The following is a 16895-nucleotide window of genomic DNA, read 5'->3' on the forward strand; positions in this document are numbered from 1 at the left end:
CTCCAGTTCACGAAGTTCCTGAGTTGAAGTTTAGTATAAATGACATTATAAAAATAGAAAAGATAGATTTTTCTATCGTCGAGCTATATACAGATGAGATTACAGAAGGCAGTCGTAACATTGTAACCCCGGGAGTTCAAGGAGAGCGTACGATTAAGACACGTATCTACAGCTCTAATGGTCAGGAAATTGACCGACAAGAGTTGTCAAATGAGGAGACCTTATCCCCAGTTACCCAGGTTGTTAAAGTTGGTACAGCTAAGCCGACTATGGTTCCGAATGATGCACCGACAGCAGATTCTTTAGAAGAGTTCGACTTAATTACACTGCATAATTTATTGACAGAAGCAGCTCAGATTAAAGCAGAGGCACGTTATTTCAATGATAATCAAAGTCATCAATCTAACTATGATTCTGCATTGATGGCAGGTCAGGCGATTCTTACTCAATCCCAAGCCAGTCAAGCAGAAATCAATCAACTGGTGGAACAAATCAAACAGGCTAAGGCGCAATTGAGTGGTCTTGAGGTTGTCAAAACTGCTCTTCAGACTGAGTACGATTTAAATGTCACTGTTAAAACTTCTGCTAAATATAAGAATGCTGATTTGGATAAGAAGACAGCTTATACAGACCAATTAGCCAAGTCAGAAATAGTTCTGAATAGTCAAACGGCCACACAAGTACAAGTCAATCAAGCTCTTACTAGTCTGCAAGCCGCCAAAGAAGCACTTAATGGAGTGTCAAAAGTCAAGCCAATAATTTCGATTTTAAGCCTGACTGAAAATGCAGATGATAAGTCTGTTACGATCCAATATAGCTTGAAAGACCAAACAAAATCCTTCCGTTCAGCCACTGCAGAATTATATCAGGGGGATAAGCTTGTTCGTACTCTTCCAATCACTAATTTCGATGACAGTCTAAAGATTGGAGAGTTGGATTACTACACAGCTTATACTTTGAAAACCAAGCTGACATATGAGTTGGACAATGGTAGTGTCACTGAATTTGAAACAGACAGTCGTGAATTTGAACTCGAATATAAGAAGATCTCTTTCCGAGATGTTGATTCAGTTGAGTTTTACAGTAAAGATAATGACCAATACAAGCGACTGGTATCAATGAGTTCCATGCCTAAAGATTTGTCAAACTACTTTGTCAAAGTCAAATCAAGTGAAGCTAAGGAAATGCTTCTCCCAGTTCACAGTATTTCTGAAATCCAAAAAGACGGAAAAGATGTATACAGGGTAACAGTCTCGTTGCCTGAGTTGGTTCAAGAAGGTGAGACAGGCTATAAGTCTGGCTACGACTTCTATATCAGTAAGGCAGTTCCTAGTCAGCAAAATGTTTACACTAGCTTCGCTGGATTGATAGATGCTATGAAGAAAAATATGGCTAGTAATTATGTTTTGGGAGCTGATTTGGATGCCAGTGAGGTTAGTCTGGCACCTGCGGATTATGTTTATCTTAGAGGGAACTTCACAGGTAGTCTGACTGGCAATCATAATGGTAAGCAGTATGCCATCTATAATCTAGCTAAGCCTTTGTTCGAAAACCTCAAGAGTGGTTCTTCTATTTCCGGTATGGATTTGAAGGATGTCAATATTGTGGGTAGCTATGACTCTGCTGCCTTAGCTCGGAGTGCAGAAAATGCTCGAATTACAGACGTTTCTGTCCAAGGTAAAGTATCGGTGATAGGCAATGCTTCTAATGTGGCGGGGTTGGTAGTTAATGCAACAAACACACAAATTTCTAACAGTTCCTTCACTGGTGTCATCCAGGCAAACGAGAAACAGGGCAAAGAATATAATGTTGGTGGTTTGGTTGCTAATCTTAAGGGAGGAGATTCCTTGCTCAGTCAAAGCAGAGCAGATGTGACCATCTTAGCAGGCGCTAGAGCCAACAACCAACGATTCGGCGGTTTGGTCGGTCGTTTGGAGAACAATGCCCGTATCAGCCGTTCTTATGTAACTGGAAAGATTCAAAATACTACTAAGAATGGTCAGATTGGCGGTATCGTAGGGTCCAATTACTTTAATGGTTTGGTTGACAATGTGATCAGTAATATTAGTGGTACGAATGTTTATAGTATTTCTGGAGATCAAGCCTACAATAATGATCGTATTACAGAAGCTTATGCCGTTGAAGGAAATCAAACGCTGGAAAATGACAAGTTTGTCACTTCAACACTGACTCTGAACGAGGCAGAAGAGAAGCTAGCTAGTTTAGATATTACGACAAATCTAGAAGACACGAATCTTAACCTCTATTCTGTTAACTATGCCCAAGAGAAGAATGCTCGAGAAGATCGTCTGATAGCTTATTCTAATATGGAAAAACTCCTTCCGTTCTACAACAAGGAGACAATCATTGCTTATGGAAATAAACTTCCAGATTATCATAAGCTCAATACAGAATATTTGTTAGATGTTGTTCCAATGAAAGGTGACCAGATTATCACTGATATCAATAGTAATAAGGCATCTATTGACCGTTTGATGTTACACTTCGAGGATAATACAGTTGATTACCTGAATCTGACTTATAAAGGAGAGTTTAAGAACCAAGCAATTGCAGAATACACTGTAAATGGCTTAGATCTTCTTTATACACCTGAAGCTTTCTTATCAGACTATAGCAGAGTTCTGAATCAAGTACTGCCAGAGTTGAATAAGGTAGTTCTTGACTCACCAGCCATGCGAACTGTTTTAGGTGTAAATGCTGACACTTCCTTGGATGATCTTTATCTTGATACATCCTTTGAACAAGTCAAGACCAAGCTCTCAGAAGAGTTACGCAAAGTTCTGGCTATGGATACGTCAATCAATACTGAAGGCAATGTTGTTGCTGACTATGTAGCTCAGAAGATTAAAGATAATAAGGAAGCCTTCTTACTTGGTCTTACCTATCTTAACCGTTGGTATAATATTAATTATGATAATATTAATGTCAAAGACTTATCTGCTTATAAGTTTGATTTCTTTGGAAATCATAGTGCTTCAACAATAGATACCATTATTTCATTAGGTCAGTCAGGAATGAATAATCTTAAAGCAAAGAACAATCATTTAGCTTATGATAGTTCTCTCTCTGAAGCGACTGGTAAGCGTGGACTTTTCAATTATTTAGAAAATTACCGTCAGCTCTTCTTACCATACAAGACCAATAATGAATGGCTCAAGACCAATACAAAAGCTTATATCGTAGAGTCTAAGTCGGATGTGGCAGAGGCTAGACAGCTTCAGGATGCAGCTGTGGGCAAGAGCAAGTACTCTGTAGGTGTTTATGACAAGATTACCGCCGATAATTGGGAATACAAGGGCATGCTTCTGCCACTCTTGACCATGACGGAGAAGGGTGTCTATGCTATCTCTAATATGTCCACTATTTCTATGGGGGCTTATGATCGCTATCGTCTTGATGCTAATAACAGGGTCCGCACAGATGCAGAACTAGTTGAATATGTCGAAGACCGTGTTAGAAAGTCTGCTGAATGGCAACGTGATCACTATGATTTCTGGTATAAGATTCTCAGTCCAGAAAGCAAGGACAAACTTTTCCGTTCAGTTCTGGTTTACGATGGATTCTCATTGGTTGACAAGAATGGTCAAAAATATTGGGCTCCAGCTAATGATAAGAAATCGTTAGCTATGCAGGAGTTCTTTGGACCAGCAGGCAAGTGGTATCCAAGCAAGGGCTATAATGCCTATGCTACAGGAAATGTAACCCACTTTGACGCTGCTCGTTTATTGGAAGACTATGGTAACTCTGTTTATACGCATGAAATGACCCATAACTCTGACGGCGGCATCTACTTTGAGGGCAATGGTCGTCGTGAAGGTCTGGGAGCTGAACTCTATGCTCGAGGACTCTTGCAATCTACTCCAACCCCTGACGAACCAACTATTACTCTTAATACCCTCTTCAAGGTGGATAAAGATTCTAAGACACGGATGCATACCTATAATTTCAAAGAGCGTGTTCAAAACGCAGCAGACTTGCAACACTATGTTCATGGTATGTTTGATATGATCTATACACTCGATTACTTAGAAGGTACTTCTATGCTTAAGCAGAGTGATGATGCTAAGCTTCAGTGGTTCAGAAAGATGGAAAATTACTACATTACAGATAAGTATGGTAAGGAAACCCATGCTGGTAACCAGACACGAACCTTCACTGCAGAGGAAATTAAGCAGCTAACTAGTTTCTACTCTTTGATTGAGAATGATGTGATTACGCGTCGAGAGAACAGGGATAGTGGTAAATATGGACGGAATGGCTACCTCAGTCTTAGCCTCTTCTCACCAATCTACTCAGCCTTGAGCAATCCTAAAGGAGCTCCAGGGGATGTTATGTTCCGACGTACGGCTTATGAGTTACTGGCTGCCAAGGGATATCATGAAGGATTTGTTCCTTATGCTTCTGGTAAGTACTCTAAGGAAGCCTTTGATGAAGGTAAGAAAACGTGGGACGGATGGTCTGGAAGGGATGTAGGTCTAGTGACAGACCAAAAAGTTTTGGAAAATGTATTTAAGGGCGAATATGACTCTTGGGTAGCTTTCAAGAAGGCCATGTATAAGGAACGAATTGATCAGCTGACAAAGCTTAAGCCAATCACTATTGAGTACGAACTTAGAAATCCAAATAGTACTAAGAAAGTAACTATTCGTTCTTACGCACAGATGCAGAAACTGATGGATGAAGCAGTAGCAGAGGATGTAGGTAACATTACCAATGCTACCAGCCGCGTTGATGCTAGCTGGGTCAACCTGCTCAAGAAGAAGATATATAATGCTTATCTTCGTGAGACAGATGATTTCAGACAGTCTATATTTCAGAAATAAGGAATCTTATGTTTCTTCAATTAAATTTTATGGTAGTTTTCTCAGTTTTTAAGTGATGAGTATCTGATATTTATCGAGACTGTGATGGATAAGAGCGCCATGGAATGACTGATGAGAAAAAGCATTAGCTAAAAAGTTTCCTAAAAATGAAATCTCTAGAAGAAAACAGTTTTTTATCAAGTGAACGATGAAATAAAAAAAGATTAAGTAACGGCCTTGTTCCTCATTTCAAGAGGGGCAAGGTCGTTCTTGTGTTGTTTAACACTTTGTTAGTATTCGTTTCCTGAGTCAATACTCTCCAAAAATCTTTTCAAACCACGTTAACGTCGCCTTGACGTGTGTATGGTTACTGGCTTCGTCAGTTCTATCCACAACCTCAAAACAGTGTTTTGAGCTGACTACGTCAGTTTTATCTGCAACCTCAAAGATGTACTTTGAGCAGCCTTCGGCTAGTTTCCTAGTTTACTCTTTGATTTTCGATTTTCGTTGAGTATAAGATGCTGATCAAGATGATAATGTCGTAGTTGAAGACACTTCCCCTACTTTTAAGTTTCTATAAAATAAAAATAGATTTTTTGTTGACAGTCTATTTAAGAAATATCGTAGTTCAATAATAGACTGTACAATTTAATAATTCTTATTCAGTTTGCTAGAAGTTTGTATGTTCTTTTTCTTTTCTTTATTAAAGTAAATAGACATGAAATTGACTCTAATATTCTCTAAAAAATTCTTAAATTATCAGTCTATTGCAACTTTTCTCATGTGGGTCATTTGACTTGCTATTGGTTTTTCTTAGTGGTATACTAAGATAGTAATCATTAAGAAGTGGTTGCAAAAAATAATGAACGAGGTAAAGAAAATGGTAGAATTGAAAAAAGAAGCAGTAAAAGATGTAGCATCATTAACAAAAACAGCGCCAGTAGCATTGGCAAAAACAAAGGAAGTATTGAACCAAGCTGTTGCTGATTTATACGTGGCCCACGTGGCTTTGCACCAAGTACACTGGTACATGCGTGGTCGTGGATTTCTTGTATGGCATCCAAAAATGGATGAGTACATGGATGCTCTTGATGGTCATTTAGATGAAATCAGCGAACGATTGATTACACTCGGAGGTAGCCCATTCTCTACATTGACAGAGTTCCTTCAAAACAGTGAAATCGAAGAAGAAGTTGGAGAGTTCCGCAATGTAGAAGAAAGTTTGGAACGTGTCCTTGAAATTTATCGTTACCTCATCACGCTTTTCCAAGAAGCTTTGGATGTGACAGATAAAGAAGGCGATGATGTAACCAATGATATCTTTGTTGGAGCTAAGGCTGACCTTGAAAAAACAGTCTGGATGCTTGCGGCAGAATTAGGACAAGCACCTGGTTTGTAAGAAACAATAGAAAATATATAAATCTGTAGGAAATTTCTTACAGATTTTTTCTATTCTGTAAGCTATTCCAAACCAGTCTTTTTTTGAGTTTTTTGATAAAATAGTACTATCAGTGAAAAGGATGGAAGCATGAATAAGAAAATCGTAGCTATTTGGGCCCAGGATGAAGAGGGTGTGATTGGTAAGGACAATCGTCTGCCATGGTATTTGCCAGCAGAACTGCAACACTTCAAAGAAACAACTCTTAATCATGCTATCTTGATGGGGCGTGTGACCTTTGATGGAATGGGGCGTCGCTTGCTTCCAAAACGGGAGACACTGATTTTGACTCGTAATTTTGCAGAAAAGATAGACGGGGTTGCTACTTTTCAGGATGTCCGGTCTGTTCTCGACTGGTATCAGAGTCAAGAAAAGAATCTCTATATTATCGGTGGGAAGCAAATTTTTCAGGCTTTTGAACCCTACCTTGACGAAGTGATTGTGACTCAAATTCATGCTCGGGTGGAGGGAGATACCTATTTCCCTGAAGAGTTTGATCTGTCTCTTTTTGAGACAGTTTCAAGCAAATTTTATAGCAAAGATGAGAAAAATCCTTATGATTTTACCATCCAATACCGCAAGAGAAAGGAAGTCTAATGGAACGTAGTATATTTGGTTTTTTCACAGCCATGCTGTGTTTGGTCTGCTTGCTTGCAGGAGCACAGGCTTTTCGTAAAAAGCGTTATGGACTTTCTGTCCTGCTCTGGTTAAATGCCTTTACCAATTTGGTCAATAGTGTTCATGCCTTTTACATGACCTTATTTTAGATAGAATGATAGTATAGAATAGAACGGAAGGAAATCATGCCTACAACTAGGAATAATGATATGATGGTTTATTGCTCATTTTGTGGCAAAAGCCAAGAAGAAGTACAAAAAATAATCGCAGGCAACAACGCCTTTATCTGTAATGAATGTGTGGAGTTGGCCCAGGAAATCATTCGGGAGGAGTTGGCTGAGGAAGTCTTGGCAGACTTGTCAGAAGTTCCAAAACCAATCGAACTTCTCCATATCTTGAACCACTATGTAATCGGTCAAGATCGTGCCAAGCGTGCCTTGGCAGTGGCGGTTTACAACCACTACAAACGCATCAATTTCCACGATACGCGTGAAGAGTCAGAAGATGTGGATTTGCAGAAGTCAAACATCTTGATGATTGGCCCAACTGGTTCAGGAAAAACTTTCCTTGCTCAGACCTTGGCTAAGAGCTTGAATGTGCCTTTTGCAATCGCAGATGCGACAGCTCTTACTGAGGCTGGTTATGTGGGTGAGGACGTGGAAAATATCCTCCTCAAACTCTTGCAGGCTGCTGACTTTAACATTGAACGTGCAGAGCGTGGCATTATCTATGTGGATGAAATTGACAAGATTGCCAAAAAGAGTGAAAATGTGTCTATCACACGTGATGTTTCTGGTGAAGGGGTGCAACAAGCTCTTCTCAAGATTATCGAGGGAACAGTTGCAAGTGTGCCACCTCAAGGTGGACGCAAGCATCCGCAACAAGAGATGATTCAAGTTGATACGAAAAATATCCTCTTCATCGTGGGTGGTGCCTTTGATGGTATTGAAGAAATCGTCAAACAACGTCTGGGTGAAAAGGTTATCGGTTTTGGTCAAAATAACAAGGCGATTGATGAAAATAGCTCTTACATGCAAGAAATCATCGCAGAAGATATTCAAAAATTCGGTATTATCCCTGAGTTGATTGGACGCTTGCCTGTCTTTGCAGCTCTTGAGCAATTGACGGTTGATGACTTGGTTCGCATCTTGAAAGAACCAAGAAATGCCTTGGTGAAACAATACCAAACCTTGCTTTCTTATGATGATGTCGAGTTGGAATTTGACGATGAAGCCCTTCAGGAAATTGCCAATAAGGCCATCGAACGGAAGACTGGGGCGCGTGGTCTTCGCTCGATCATCGAAGAAACCATGCTGGACGTTATGTTTGAAGTACCGAGTCAGGAAAATGTGAAATTGGTCCGAATCACTAAAGAAGCTGTCGATGGAACGGATAAACCAATCCTAGAAACAGCCTAGAGGTGACTATGGAACTGAATACACACAATGCTGAAATCTTGCTCAGTGCGGCGAATAAATCCCACTATCCGCAGGATGAACTGCCAGAGATCGCTCTTGCAGGGCGTTCCAATGTTGGTAAATCCAGCTTTATCAATACCATGCTGAACCGTAAGAATCTGGCTCGTACATCAGGTAAACCTGGTAAAACCCAGCTTCTTAACTTCTTTAATATCGACGACAAGATGCGCTTTGTGGATGTGCCTGGTTATGGCTATGCCCGCGTTTCCAAAAAGGAACGTGAAAAGTGGGGGCGCATGATTGAGGAGTACTTAACCACTCGAGAAAATCTTCGAGCAGTGGTTAGTCTCGTTGACCTTCGTCATGATCCATCAGCAGATGATGTGCAGATGTACGAATTTCTCAAGTACTATGAGATTCCGGTCATCATCGTTGCGACCAAGGCGGACAAGATTCCTCGTGGTAAATGGAACAAGCACGAATCAGCAATCAAAAAGAAATTAAACTTTGACCCAAGTGACGACTTTATCCTCTTTTCATCTGTCAGCAAGGCAGGGATGGATGAGACTTGGGATGCAATCTTAGAAAAATTGTGAGGAAAAGAAATGGCAAAAACAATTCATACAGACAAAGCTCCAAAGGCTATCGGGCCTTATGTTCAAGGAAAAATCGTTGGCAATCTTTTGTTTGCTAGTGGTCAAGTTCCCTTATCTCCTGAAACTGGGGAAATCGTTGGAGAAACGATCCAAGAACAGACAGAACAAGTCTTGAAAAACATCGGTGCTATTTTAGCAGAAGCAGGAACTGACTTTGACCATGTTGTCAAAACAACTTGTTTCTTGAGCGATATGAACGACTTTGTTCCTTTTAACGAGGTTTACCAAACGGCCTTTAAAGAGGAATTTCCAGCTCGTTCAGCTGTGGAGGTAGCTCGTCTTCCTCGTGATGTAAAAGTCGAAATCGAAGTCATCGCAGAGATTGGATAAGCTAGTTGAAGTTTGGTGTTGCCAAACTTCTTTTGATATAAGGAGAAAAAGATGACAAAGAAACAACTTCACTTGGTGATTGTGACAGGAATGAGTGGGGCAGGCAAAACTGTTGCCATTCAGTCTTTTGAGGACCTGGGATATTTCACTATTGATAATATGCCACCAGCTCTCTTGCCTAAGTTTTTGCAGTTGGTGGAAACAAAGGAAGACGACCATAAGTTGGCTTTGGTAGTAGATATGCGTAGCCGTTCTTTCTTCTCAGAGATTCAAGCTGTTTTGGATGAGTTGGAAAACAAGGAAGAACTAGACTTTAAAATTCTCTTTTTGGATGCAGCTGATAAAGAATTGGTTGCTCGTTACAAGGAAACTAGACGAAGCCACCCTCTAGCTGCAGATGGACGGATTTTGGATGGAATCAAGCTGGAACGTGAACTCTTAGCGCCTTTGAAAAATATGAGCCAAAATGTGGTGGATACGACTGAACTTACTCCGCGTGAGTTGCGTAAAACCATTGCAGAGCAGTTTTCAGACCAAGAACAAGCCCAGTCTTTCCGTATCGAGGTCATGTCTTTTGGCTTTAAATATGGAATCCCGATTGATGCAGACTTGGTCTTTGATGTCCGTTTCTTGCCAAATCCCTACTACCTACCAGAACTGCGTAATCAAACGGGTGTGGATGAACCAGTTTATGACTATGTTATGAATCATCCTGAGTCAGAAGATTTTTATAAGCATTTATTGGCCTTGATTGAGCCGATTTTGCCAAGTTACCAAAAGGAAGGGAAGTCCGTTTTGACCATTGCCATGGGTTGTACGGGTGGACAACACCGTAGTGTGGCTTTTGCCAAACGCTTGGCGCAGGACTTATCCAAGACTTGGTCTGTTAATGAAGGGCATCGCGACAAAGACCGAAGAAAGGAAACGGTAAACCGTTCATGAGAAAACCAAAGATAACGGTGATTGGTGGAGGGACTGGGATCCCCGTCATTCTTAAAAGTCTGCGTGAAAAAGATGTGGAAATCGCTGCTATTGTAACGGTGGCAGATGATGGTGGTTCATCAGGTGAACTCCGAAAAAATATGCAACAATTGACACCGCCAGGTGATCTTCGTAATGTCCTGGTAGCCATGTCAGATATGCCTAAGTTTTATGAGAAAGTCTTTCAGTATCGCTTTTCTGAGAATGCGGGAGCCTTTGCTGGCCATCCATTGGGTAATCTCATCATTGCTGGTCTGTCAGAAATGCAGGGTTCGACCTATAATGCCATGCAGTTATTGAGCAAATTTTTCCATACAACAGGGAAGATTTATCCTTCCAGTGACCATCCTTTGACCCTGCACGCAGTCTTTCAGGATGGGACAGAGGTGGCTGGAGAGAGCCATATTGCAGACCATCCAGACATGATTGACCATGTCTATGTAACCAATACCCTCAACGATGATACGCCTCTGGCCAGCCGTCGAGTAGTGCAGACCATTCTTGAAAGTGACATGATTGTCCTTGGACCTGGTTCCCTCTTTACCTCGATTTTACCTAATATCGTTATTAAGGAAATCGGGCAGGCGCTTTTGGAAACCAAGGCAGAAATCGCCTATGTCTGCAATATCATGACCCAACGTGGGGAGACAGAACATTTTACAGATAGCGACCACGTGGGAGTCTTGCATCGTCACCTTGGCCGACCTTTTATCGACACTGTCTTGGTGAATATCGAAAAAGTGCCTCAGGAATACATGAATTCCAACCGGTTTGATGAATACTTGGTGCAGGTGGAACATGATTTTTCTGGTCTTTGCAAACAGGTCCCTCGTGTGATTTCATCCAACTTCCTTCGTTTGGAAAATGGGGGTGCCTTTCACGATGGGGATTTGCTTGTGGACGAATTGATGCGGATTATACAGGTGAGAAAATGAGTTTTACAGTAGCAGTAAAAGAAGAAATCCTAGGTCAGCACCATCTGAGCCGGCATGAATTATCAGCTATTATCAAAATGTCTGGTAGCATCGGTCTCTCGACCTCGGGCCTGACCTTGTCTGTCGTGACAGAAAATGCCAAACTGGCTCGTCACCTCTATGAGTCCTTTCTCCATTTCTATGAAATCAAATCGGAAATTCGCCACCACCAACGGAGCAATCTTCGCAAGAATCGGGTCTATACCGTTTTTACAGATGAAAAGGTGCAGGACCTGCTGAGTGATTTGCACTTGGCAGACTCCTTTTTTGGTCTGGAAACAGGTATTGATGGGGCGATTTTATCAGACGAGGAAGCAGGCCGTGCCTATCTTTGTGGTGCCTTCTTAGCAAATGGGAGCATTCGTGACCCTGAGTCAGGCAAGTACCAGTTGGAAATCAGTTCTGTTTATTTGGACCACGCGCAAGGGATTGCCTCCCTTCTACAGCAATTTTTACTGGATGCCAAGGTGCTTGAGCGCAAGAAGGGAGCTGTGACCTATCTCCAGCGAGCTGAAGACATTATGGACTTCTTGATAGTAATCGGAGCTATGCAGGCGCGTGACGATTTTGAGCGAGTTAAGATTTTGCGAGAAACTCGTAACGATCTCAATCGAGCTAATAATGCCGAGACAGCCAATATTGCTCGAACAGTTTCTGCCAGCATGAAGACCATCAACAATATCAGTAAAATCAAAGATATCATGGGCTTAGAAAATCTGCCAGTAGATTTGCAGGAGGTAGCGCAGTTGCGGATTCAACACCCAGACTATTCTATTCAGCAGTTAGCAGATAGCCTCAGCACCCCTCTGAGCAAAAGTGGTGTCAACCACAGACTTAGAAAAATCAATAAGATAGCGGAAGAATTATAACGATATAAAGCAACCCCTTGAATTATCAGTGTGATTGGCTGATTCTATTTTTCTAATGGCCTGATATCGCTAACTTACAAAATATCAACCTGTTTCTTGACAACTAAATAGAGTATGTGAGATAATAAAGGGGAATTGAGAAGTTCTAGCATTTTAGTGCTAACAGAAATCCCCTCGGTACTGCAATACCGAGGGGATTTTTTCATGGTTAGATAGCACTAACCATGAAGGTTACTTGTCGAAGTAATCGTCTAACCAACGAGTCACCAGCCATGAGATAATACTCTCGATGACTGCGATAAGTACTATTTTGAGAAGTTCTAGCATCTGTAATACCTCCTTTTCCAAGGCGTATTGTTAGTGCCGTTCCTATTATATCACATGTTTTATCAGTTTGATAAGCATTTTTATTTTTGCTAAAAAAGGGAAAGATATGAGCTAACAAGATTGTAGATGAACTATAAAACCACGAATCCTATGTGACTCGTGGTTCTTTTTTATAAACTAGTAGAGTGTTTTGGTTGTACTTTTTGCTCAGGGTCGATGTAGTTGATAGCATTATTGACAGCAGTTGGAGCTTCTCCGAGACCTGTCGCAATCAAGTCAATTTTTCCGTCATAGTAGCAGCAGTCACCGATAGCATAGATACCTGCTTGGCTAGATTCTTGTTTGCTGTTGACAATAATCTTGTGACGATTGAGGTCGAGACCCCAGTTTTTAAGGTTACCGACAGAAGATTTGAAGCCATAGTTGACAAAGAGGTAGTCTAGGTCAATCGTTTCTGTTTCATCAGATTTGACTTTTGTGATTTCAAGTTTATCGAGCGTTTTTCCATCTCCAAGTAGTTGGCTAGGGACGAATGGTGTCTTGATGGTTACAGATGATTCTTGCAAGGCTTGGACACTATGTTCCAAGGCACGAAAATTATCTCTGCGGTGGACAAGGGTAGTTGGTGCAATTTTCTCAAAAGCCAGAGCCCAATCCACAGCTGAGTCTCCCCCACCAAGAATCGTCACTTTCTTACCAGCATATTGCTGAATGTTGGAAACGTGGTAGTGGATATTTTCATAGCCCTCAACGCCTTCTAGTTCCAACGGACGTGGTTTAAAGGCACCGCCACCCATAGCGATGATAACTGTTTTAGTCAGGTGACTACCTTTAGAAGTTGTAATGGCAAATCCTTCTTCTTGTTTTTCAATCTCAAGAACCGTTTCATTGAGATGAATAGGGGTATCAAAGCCGTTTAGTTGTTCAATCAAGCGGTTGGTCAACTCTTCGCCAGTCAAATTTGGGAAACCTGGTACGTCTAGGATTTCCTTTTCAGGGTAGAGAATAGCAGGTTGTCCACCTAGTTGTGGAAGAGAGTCGATGATTTGAACCTTGGCTTGGCGTAGGTGGGCATAGAAGGCTGCAAAAAGCCCGACGGGACCACCACCTACAATGGTAATATCATAGAGTTGAGACATGGTTTCTCCTTTGTTTTTTCTAGTCATACTTTTCGAAAATCAAATTCAAACCACGTCAGCGTCGCCTTACCGTAGCTATGGTTACTGACTTCGTCAGTTCTATCCACAACCTCAAAACACTGTTTTGAGCAACCTGCGGCTAGCTTCCTAGTTTGCTCTTTGATTTTCATTGAGTATCAGTTTATTTTATCATATTTTTTCTTTAATTTAAAATGAAGTAGGATAGGGAAAAAAATGCCAGAAAAATGGTATAATAGAAAGGAACGTGTTTGGACAGAGAGGAGACAGCAGATGAACTTTCAACAATTATCCAACTTGCAATATTGGACTAGCTTGTTTTCTAGTCCTTGGAGTATTGCCATCAATCTGTTTGATATTTTGATTGTGACCTATGTTTTGTATCGTTTTACAAAAGCGATAGCTGGGACCAAGATTATGATTTTGGTGCGGGGGGTCTTGATTTTTGTATTAGCCCAGGTTGTGGCCAATATCCTTGGTTTAACCACGATTTCTTGGTTGATTAATCAGATTATCACTTATGGAGTCATTGCTGTGGTTGTTATCTTCTCTCCAGAAATTCGAACTGGTTTGGAACGCTTGGGAAGGGCGATAGATTTCTTTTCTACTACTCAAATAAGTGCAGAAGAGCAAATGATTCGTGCCTTTGTCAAGTCAGTTGAATACATGAGTCCTCGTAAGATAGGTGCTCTGGTTGCCATTCAACGGGTTCGAACCTTGCAAGAATATATTGCGACAGGAATTCCCTTGGATGCCAAAATTTCGGCAGAACTCCTCATCAATATTTTTATTCCCAACACTCCTCTACATGATGGTGCTGTGATTATCAGAGGAAATCGGATTGCAGTCACCTCTGCCTATCTGCCTTTGACAGAAAGTACAGGGATTTCCAAGGAATTTGGGACCAGACACCGGGCGGCTATCGGTTTATCAGAAGTGTCTGATGCCTTGACCTTCATTGTCTCAGAGGAAACAGGTGGTATTTCTATTACCTACAACGGGGTCTTCAAGCATGATTTGACGATTGAAGAATTTGAAGCAGAGCTACGAACAATTCTTTTGCCAGCTGTTGAGGAAAAAGCCAGTTTCAAGGACCGTTTGCTAGGAGGTTGGAAATATGAGAAAAAATAGTCTATATATCATTTCATCTCTCTTTTTTGCTTGTGTCTTATTCATTTATGCAACGTCGACCAACTTTCAAAATAGTAATACCACAAGGCAGGTCAAATCGGAGACCTACACCAATACGATAGCAAATGTTCCCATCGATATTCACTATGATAATGGCCAGTATTTCATTAGCGGATTTGCATCAGAAGTTTCAGTTGTGTTGACAGGTGCCAATCGTGTGACCTTGGCCAGTGAAATGCAGGAAAGTACTCGTAAGTTTAAGGTGACAGCGGATTTGACAGATGCTAGTATTGGAACGATTGAAGTTCCTTTGAACATTGAAAATCTTCCTAGTGGATTGACCGCTGTGGCAACGCCTCAAAAGATTACAGTGAAAGTTGGGAAGAAGGTTAAGCGAGATGGAATGATTGTTGTGCCACAAGTTGACCAAAGCCAGATTGATCCCAAGCTACAACTTGATAGTGTAACTGTGTCAAATGAACGAGTTTCGGTCACAACTGACCAGGAAACATTAGCTAAGATTGATAAAGTTATTGCGCTTTTACCAACCAGCGAACGGATTACAGGTAATTACAGTGGTTCGGTACCTTTGCAGGCAATCGACCGCAATGGTGTTGTCTTACCAGTAGTTATCACTCCGTTTGACACAACCATGAAGGTCACTACAAAGCCTGTGGCACCAAGTTCAAGCACATCAAATTCAAGTACAAGTAGTTCATCGGAGACATCTTCGTCAACGAAAACAACTAGTTCAAAAACGAATTAAAAATAGGAAAAGGATTTTATAAAAATGGGTAAATATTTTGGGACTGATGGAGTCCGTGGAGAAGCTAATGTAGAACTAACACCAGAATTGGCCTTTAAACTAGGACGTTTTGGAGGCTATGTTCTTAGTCAACATGAAACGGAAGCACCGAAAGTCTTTGTAGGACGTGACACACGTATTTCAGGGGAAATGCTAGAATCAGCCTTGGTGGCAGGTCTCCTTTCAGTAGGGATTCACGTTTATAAACTCGGTGTTCTTGCGACGCCAGCAGTAGCTTACTTGGTCAAAACAGAGGGAGCAAGTGCAGGTGTCATGATTTCTGCTAGTCATAATCCAGCCCTTGATAATGGAATCAAGTTCTTTGGTGGGGATGGCTTCAAACTAGATGACGAAAAAGAAGCAGAAATTGAAGCCTTGCTAGATGCTGAGGAAGACACTCTTCCTCGTCCAAGTGCAGAAGGCTTGGGAACCTTGGTAGATTATCCAGAAGGTTTGCGTAAGTATGAAGGATACCTTGTTTCAACTGGAACTCCTCTTGAAGGAATGAAGGTTGCCTTGGACACAGCCAATGGTGCAGCATCTACAAGTGCCCGTCAAATCTTTGCAGACCTTGGAGCTCAATTGACTATTATAGGGGAAACACCAGACGGTCTTAACATCAACCTTAATGTCGGTTCAACACACCCAGAAGCCCTTCAAGAAGTGGTCAAAGAAAGCGGGTCAGCTATCGGTTTGGCCTTTGATGGAGACAGTGACCGCTTGATTGCTGTTGATGAAAATGGCGACATCGTCGATGGTGACAAGATTATGTTCATTATCGGGAAATACCTTTCTGAAAAAGGACAATTGGCCCAAAATACAATTGTGACAACCGTGATGTCTAACCTTGGTTTCCACAAGGCCTTGGACCGCGAAGGTATTAATAAGGCAGTTACTGCAGTCGGCGACCGCTACGTTGTTGAAGAAATGAGAAAATCAGGCTACAATCTTGGTGGTGAACAGTCTGGTCACGTCATCTTGATGGATTACAATACAACTGGTGATGGTCAATTATCAGCTGTCCAATTGACAAAAATCATGAAGGAAACTGGTAAGAGCTTGTCAGAGTTGGCAGCAGAAGTAACCATCTATCCACAAAAATTAGTCAATATCCGAGTGGAAAATGCCATGAAGGAAAAGGCTATGGAAGTGCCAGCTATCAAAGCTATTATCGAGCAGATGGAAGCTGAAATGGCAGGGAATGGCCGTATCCTTGTTCGTCCAAGTGGAACAGAGCCCCTCTTACGTGTTATGGCAGAAGCGCCTACAACAGAAGAAGTGGACTACTATGTTGATACCATCGCTGACGTAGTGCGAGCTGAAATCGGGATTGACTAAATCCGAGAAAACTAGATGAAAATAAAAAAT

General features: G+C 41.4%; 14 protein-coding genes. 13 read left to right on the plus strand and 1 reads right to left on the minus strand.

Annotated features, from left to right (window positions below; translation table 11 throughout):
• The 10 genes from HT734_RS06865 to whiA form a co-directional block, all read left to right on the plus strand.
• Positions 1 to 4844, plus strand: a 4844-nt coding sequence (locus tag HT734_RS06865; RefSeq protein ID WP_173308487.1) for a ZmpA/ZmpB/ZmpC family metallo-endopeptidase, incomplete at its 5' end; no start/stop codon positions are given.
• Between the two features lie 859 nt (positions 4845 to 5703).
• Entirely contained in the window at positions 5704 to 6222 is a 519-nt protein-coding gene (locus tag HT734_RS06870) for a Dps family protein (RefSeq protein ID WP_004248156.1), read from the plus strand.
• Between the two features lie 129 nt (positions 6223 to 6351).
• The gene (locus HT734_RS06875; RefSeq protein WP_001035150.1) at positions 6352 to 6858 is read left to right on the plus strand and encodes a dihydrofolate reductase; all 507 of its coding nucleotides are present in this window, start codon (positions 6352 to 6354) and stop codon (positions 6856 to 6858) included.
• A complete protein-coding gene (locus tag HT734_RS06880) occupies positions 6858 to 7028 on the plus strand; it encodes a hypothetical protein (protein WP_000442261.1) in 171 nt (56 codons plus the stop codon). Before HT734_RS06875 ends, HT734_RS06880 begins: the two co-directional genes overlap by 1 nt.
• A 36-nt stretch (positions 7029 to 7064) precedes the next feature.
• The gene (gene clpX, locus HT734_RS06885; RefSeq protein ID WP_025169664.1) at positions 7065 to 8297 is read left to right on the plus strand and encodes an ATP-dependent Clp protease ATP-binding subunit ClpX; all 1233 of its coding nucleotides are present in this window, start codon (positions 7065 to 7067) and stop codon (positions 8295 to 8297) included.
• 8 nt (positions 8298 to 8305) lie between these two features.
• Complete coding sequence (gene yihA / locus HT734_RS06890; RefSeq protein WP_061759430.1) at positions 8306 to 8893, plus strand: ribosome biogenesis GTP-binding protein YihA/YsxC; 588 nt, start codon at positions 8306 to 8308, stop codon at positions 8891 to 8893.
• 9 nt (positions 8894 to 8902) lie between these two features.
• Complete coding sequence (locus HT734_RS06895; protein WP_001140420.1) at positions 8903 to 9283, plus strand: RidA family protein; 381 nt, start codon at positions 8903 to 8905, stop codon at positions 9281 to 9283.
• Positions 9284 to 9334: 51 nt separating this feature from the next.
• Positions 9335 to 10225, plus strand: coding sequence for an RNase adapter RapZ (gene rapZ / locus HT734_RS06900; protein WP_061759429.1), 891 nt, complete (start codon positions 9335 to 9337; stop codon positions 10223 to 10225).
• A complete protein-coding gene (locus HT734_RS06905; protein ID WP_061759428.1) occupies positions 10222 to 11199 on the plus strand; it encodes a YvcK family protein in 978 nt (325 codons plus the stop codon). Before rapZ ends, HT734_RS06905 begins: the two co-directional genes overlap by 4 nt.
• Positions 11196 to 12107, plus strand: a complete 912-nt coding sequence (gene whiA / locus HT734_RS06910) for a DNA-binding protein WhiA (protein ID WP_173278500.1) — start codon at positions 11196 to 11198, stop codon at positions 12105 to 12107. The genes HT734_RS06905 and whiA overlap by 4 nt, the downstream gene beginning before the upstream one ends.
• 497 nt (positions 12108 to 12604) lie before the next feature.
• Here the strand turns inward: whiA and HT734_RS06915 are convergent, their stop codons facing one another.
• Complete coding sequence (locus tag HT734_RS06915) at positions 12605 to 13573, minus strand: NAD(P)/FAD-dependent oxidoreductase (protein ID WP_173278498.1); 969 nt, start codon at positions 13571 to 13573, stop codon at positions 12605 to 12607.
• A 291-nt stretch (positions 13574 to 13864) separates the two neighbouring features.
• On the opposite strand from HT734_RS06915, the gene cdaA reads away from it, so the two are divergent.
• The 3 genes from cdaA to glmM are packed head-to-tail and all read left to right on the plus strand — an operon-like array spanning position 13865 to position 16865.
• Positions 13865 to 14722, plus strand: coding sequence for a diadenylate cyclase CdaA (gene cdaA, locus HT734_RS06920; RefSeq protein WP_205380597.1), 858 nt, complete (start codon positions 13865 to 13867; stop codon positions 14720 to 14722).
• Positions 14709 to 15488: a CdaR family protein gene (locus tag HT734_RS06925; RefSeq protein ID WP_173278495.1), complete on the plus strand. Its 780-nt coding sequence runs from the start codon at positions 14709 to 14711 to the stop codon at positions 15486 to 15488. The genes cdaA and HT734_RS06925 overlap by 14 nt, the downstream gene beginning before the upstream one ends.
• A gap of 24 nt (positions 15489 to 15512) precedes the next feature.
• Positions 15513 to 16865 carry a phosphoglucosamine mutase gene (glmM, locus tag HT734_RS06930; RefSeq protein ID WP_173278493.1) on the plus strand — a complete coding sequence of 451 codons (1353 nt, stop codon included), beginning with the start codon at positions 15513 to 15515 and terminating at the stop codon, positions 16863 to 16865.
• Positions 16866 to 16895: the final 30 nt, after the last annotated feature.

Origin of the sequence: Streptococcus sp. k-90 (assembly GCF_013277565.1) — a bacterium.
Classification (GTDB): domain Bacteria; phylum Bacillota; class Bacilli; order Lactobacillales; family Streptococcaceae; genus Streptococcus.

Bases quoted from the DNA above. Each gene is read 5' to 3' on its own strand.
- HT734_RS06870 (WP_004248156.1), top strand. From the start codon at position 5,704: ATGGTAGAATTGAAAAAAGAAGCAGTAAAAGATGTAGCATCATTAACA.
- HT734_RS06875 (WP_001035150.1), top strand. From the start codon at position 6,352: ATGAATAAGAAAATCGTAGCTATTTGGGCCCAGGATGAAGAGGGTGTG.
- HT734_RS06880 (WP_000442261.1), top strand. From the start codon at position 6,858: ATGGAACGTAGTATATTTGGTTTTTTCACAGCCATGCTGTGTTTGGTC.
- clpX (WP_025169664.1), top strand. From the start codon at position 7,065: ATGCCTACAACTAGGAATAATGATATGATGGTTTATTGCTCATTTTGT.
- yihA (WP_061759430.1), top strand. From the start codon at position 8,306: ATGGAACTGAATACACACAATGCTGAAATCTTGCTCAGTGCGGCGAAT.
- HT734_RS06895 (WP_001140420.1), top strand. From the start codon at position 8,903: ATGGCAAAAACAATTCATACAGACAAAGCTCCAAAGGCTATCGGGCCT.
- rapZ (WP_061759429.1), top strand. From the start codon at position 9,335: ATGACAAAGAAACAACTTCACTTGGTGATTGTGACAGGAATGAGTGGG.
- HT734_RS06905 (WP_061759428.1), top strand. From the start codon at position 10,222: ATGAGAAAACCAAAGATAACGGTGATTGGTGGAGGGACTGGGATCCCC.
- whiA (WP_173278500.1), top strand. From the start codon at position 11,196: ATGAGTTTTACAGTAGCAGTAAAAGAAGAAATCCTAGGTCAGCACCAT.
- HT734_RS06915 (WP_173278498.1), bottom strand. From the start codon at position 13,573: ATGTCTCAACTCTATGATATTACCATTGTAGGTGGTGGTCCCGTCGGG.
- cdaA (WP_205380597.1), top strand. From the start codon at position 13,865: ATGAACTTTCAACAATTATCCAACTTGCAATATTGGACTAGCTTGTTT.
- HT734_RS06925 (WP_173278495.1), top strand. From the start codon at position 14,709: ATGAGAAAAAATAGTCTATATATCATTTCATCTCTCTTTTTTGCTTGT.
- glmM (WP_173278493.1), top strand. From the start codon at position 15,513: ATGGGTAAATATTTTGGGACTGATGGAGTCCGTGGAGAAGCTAATGTA.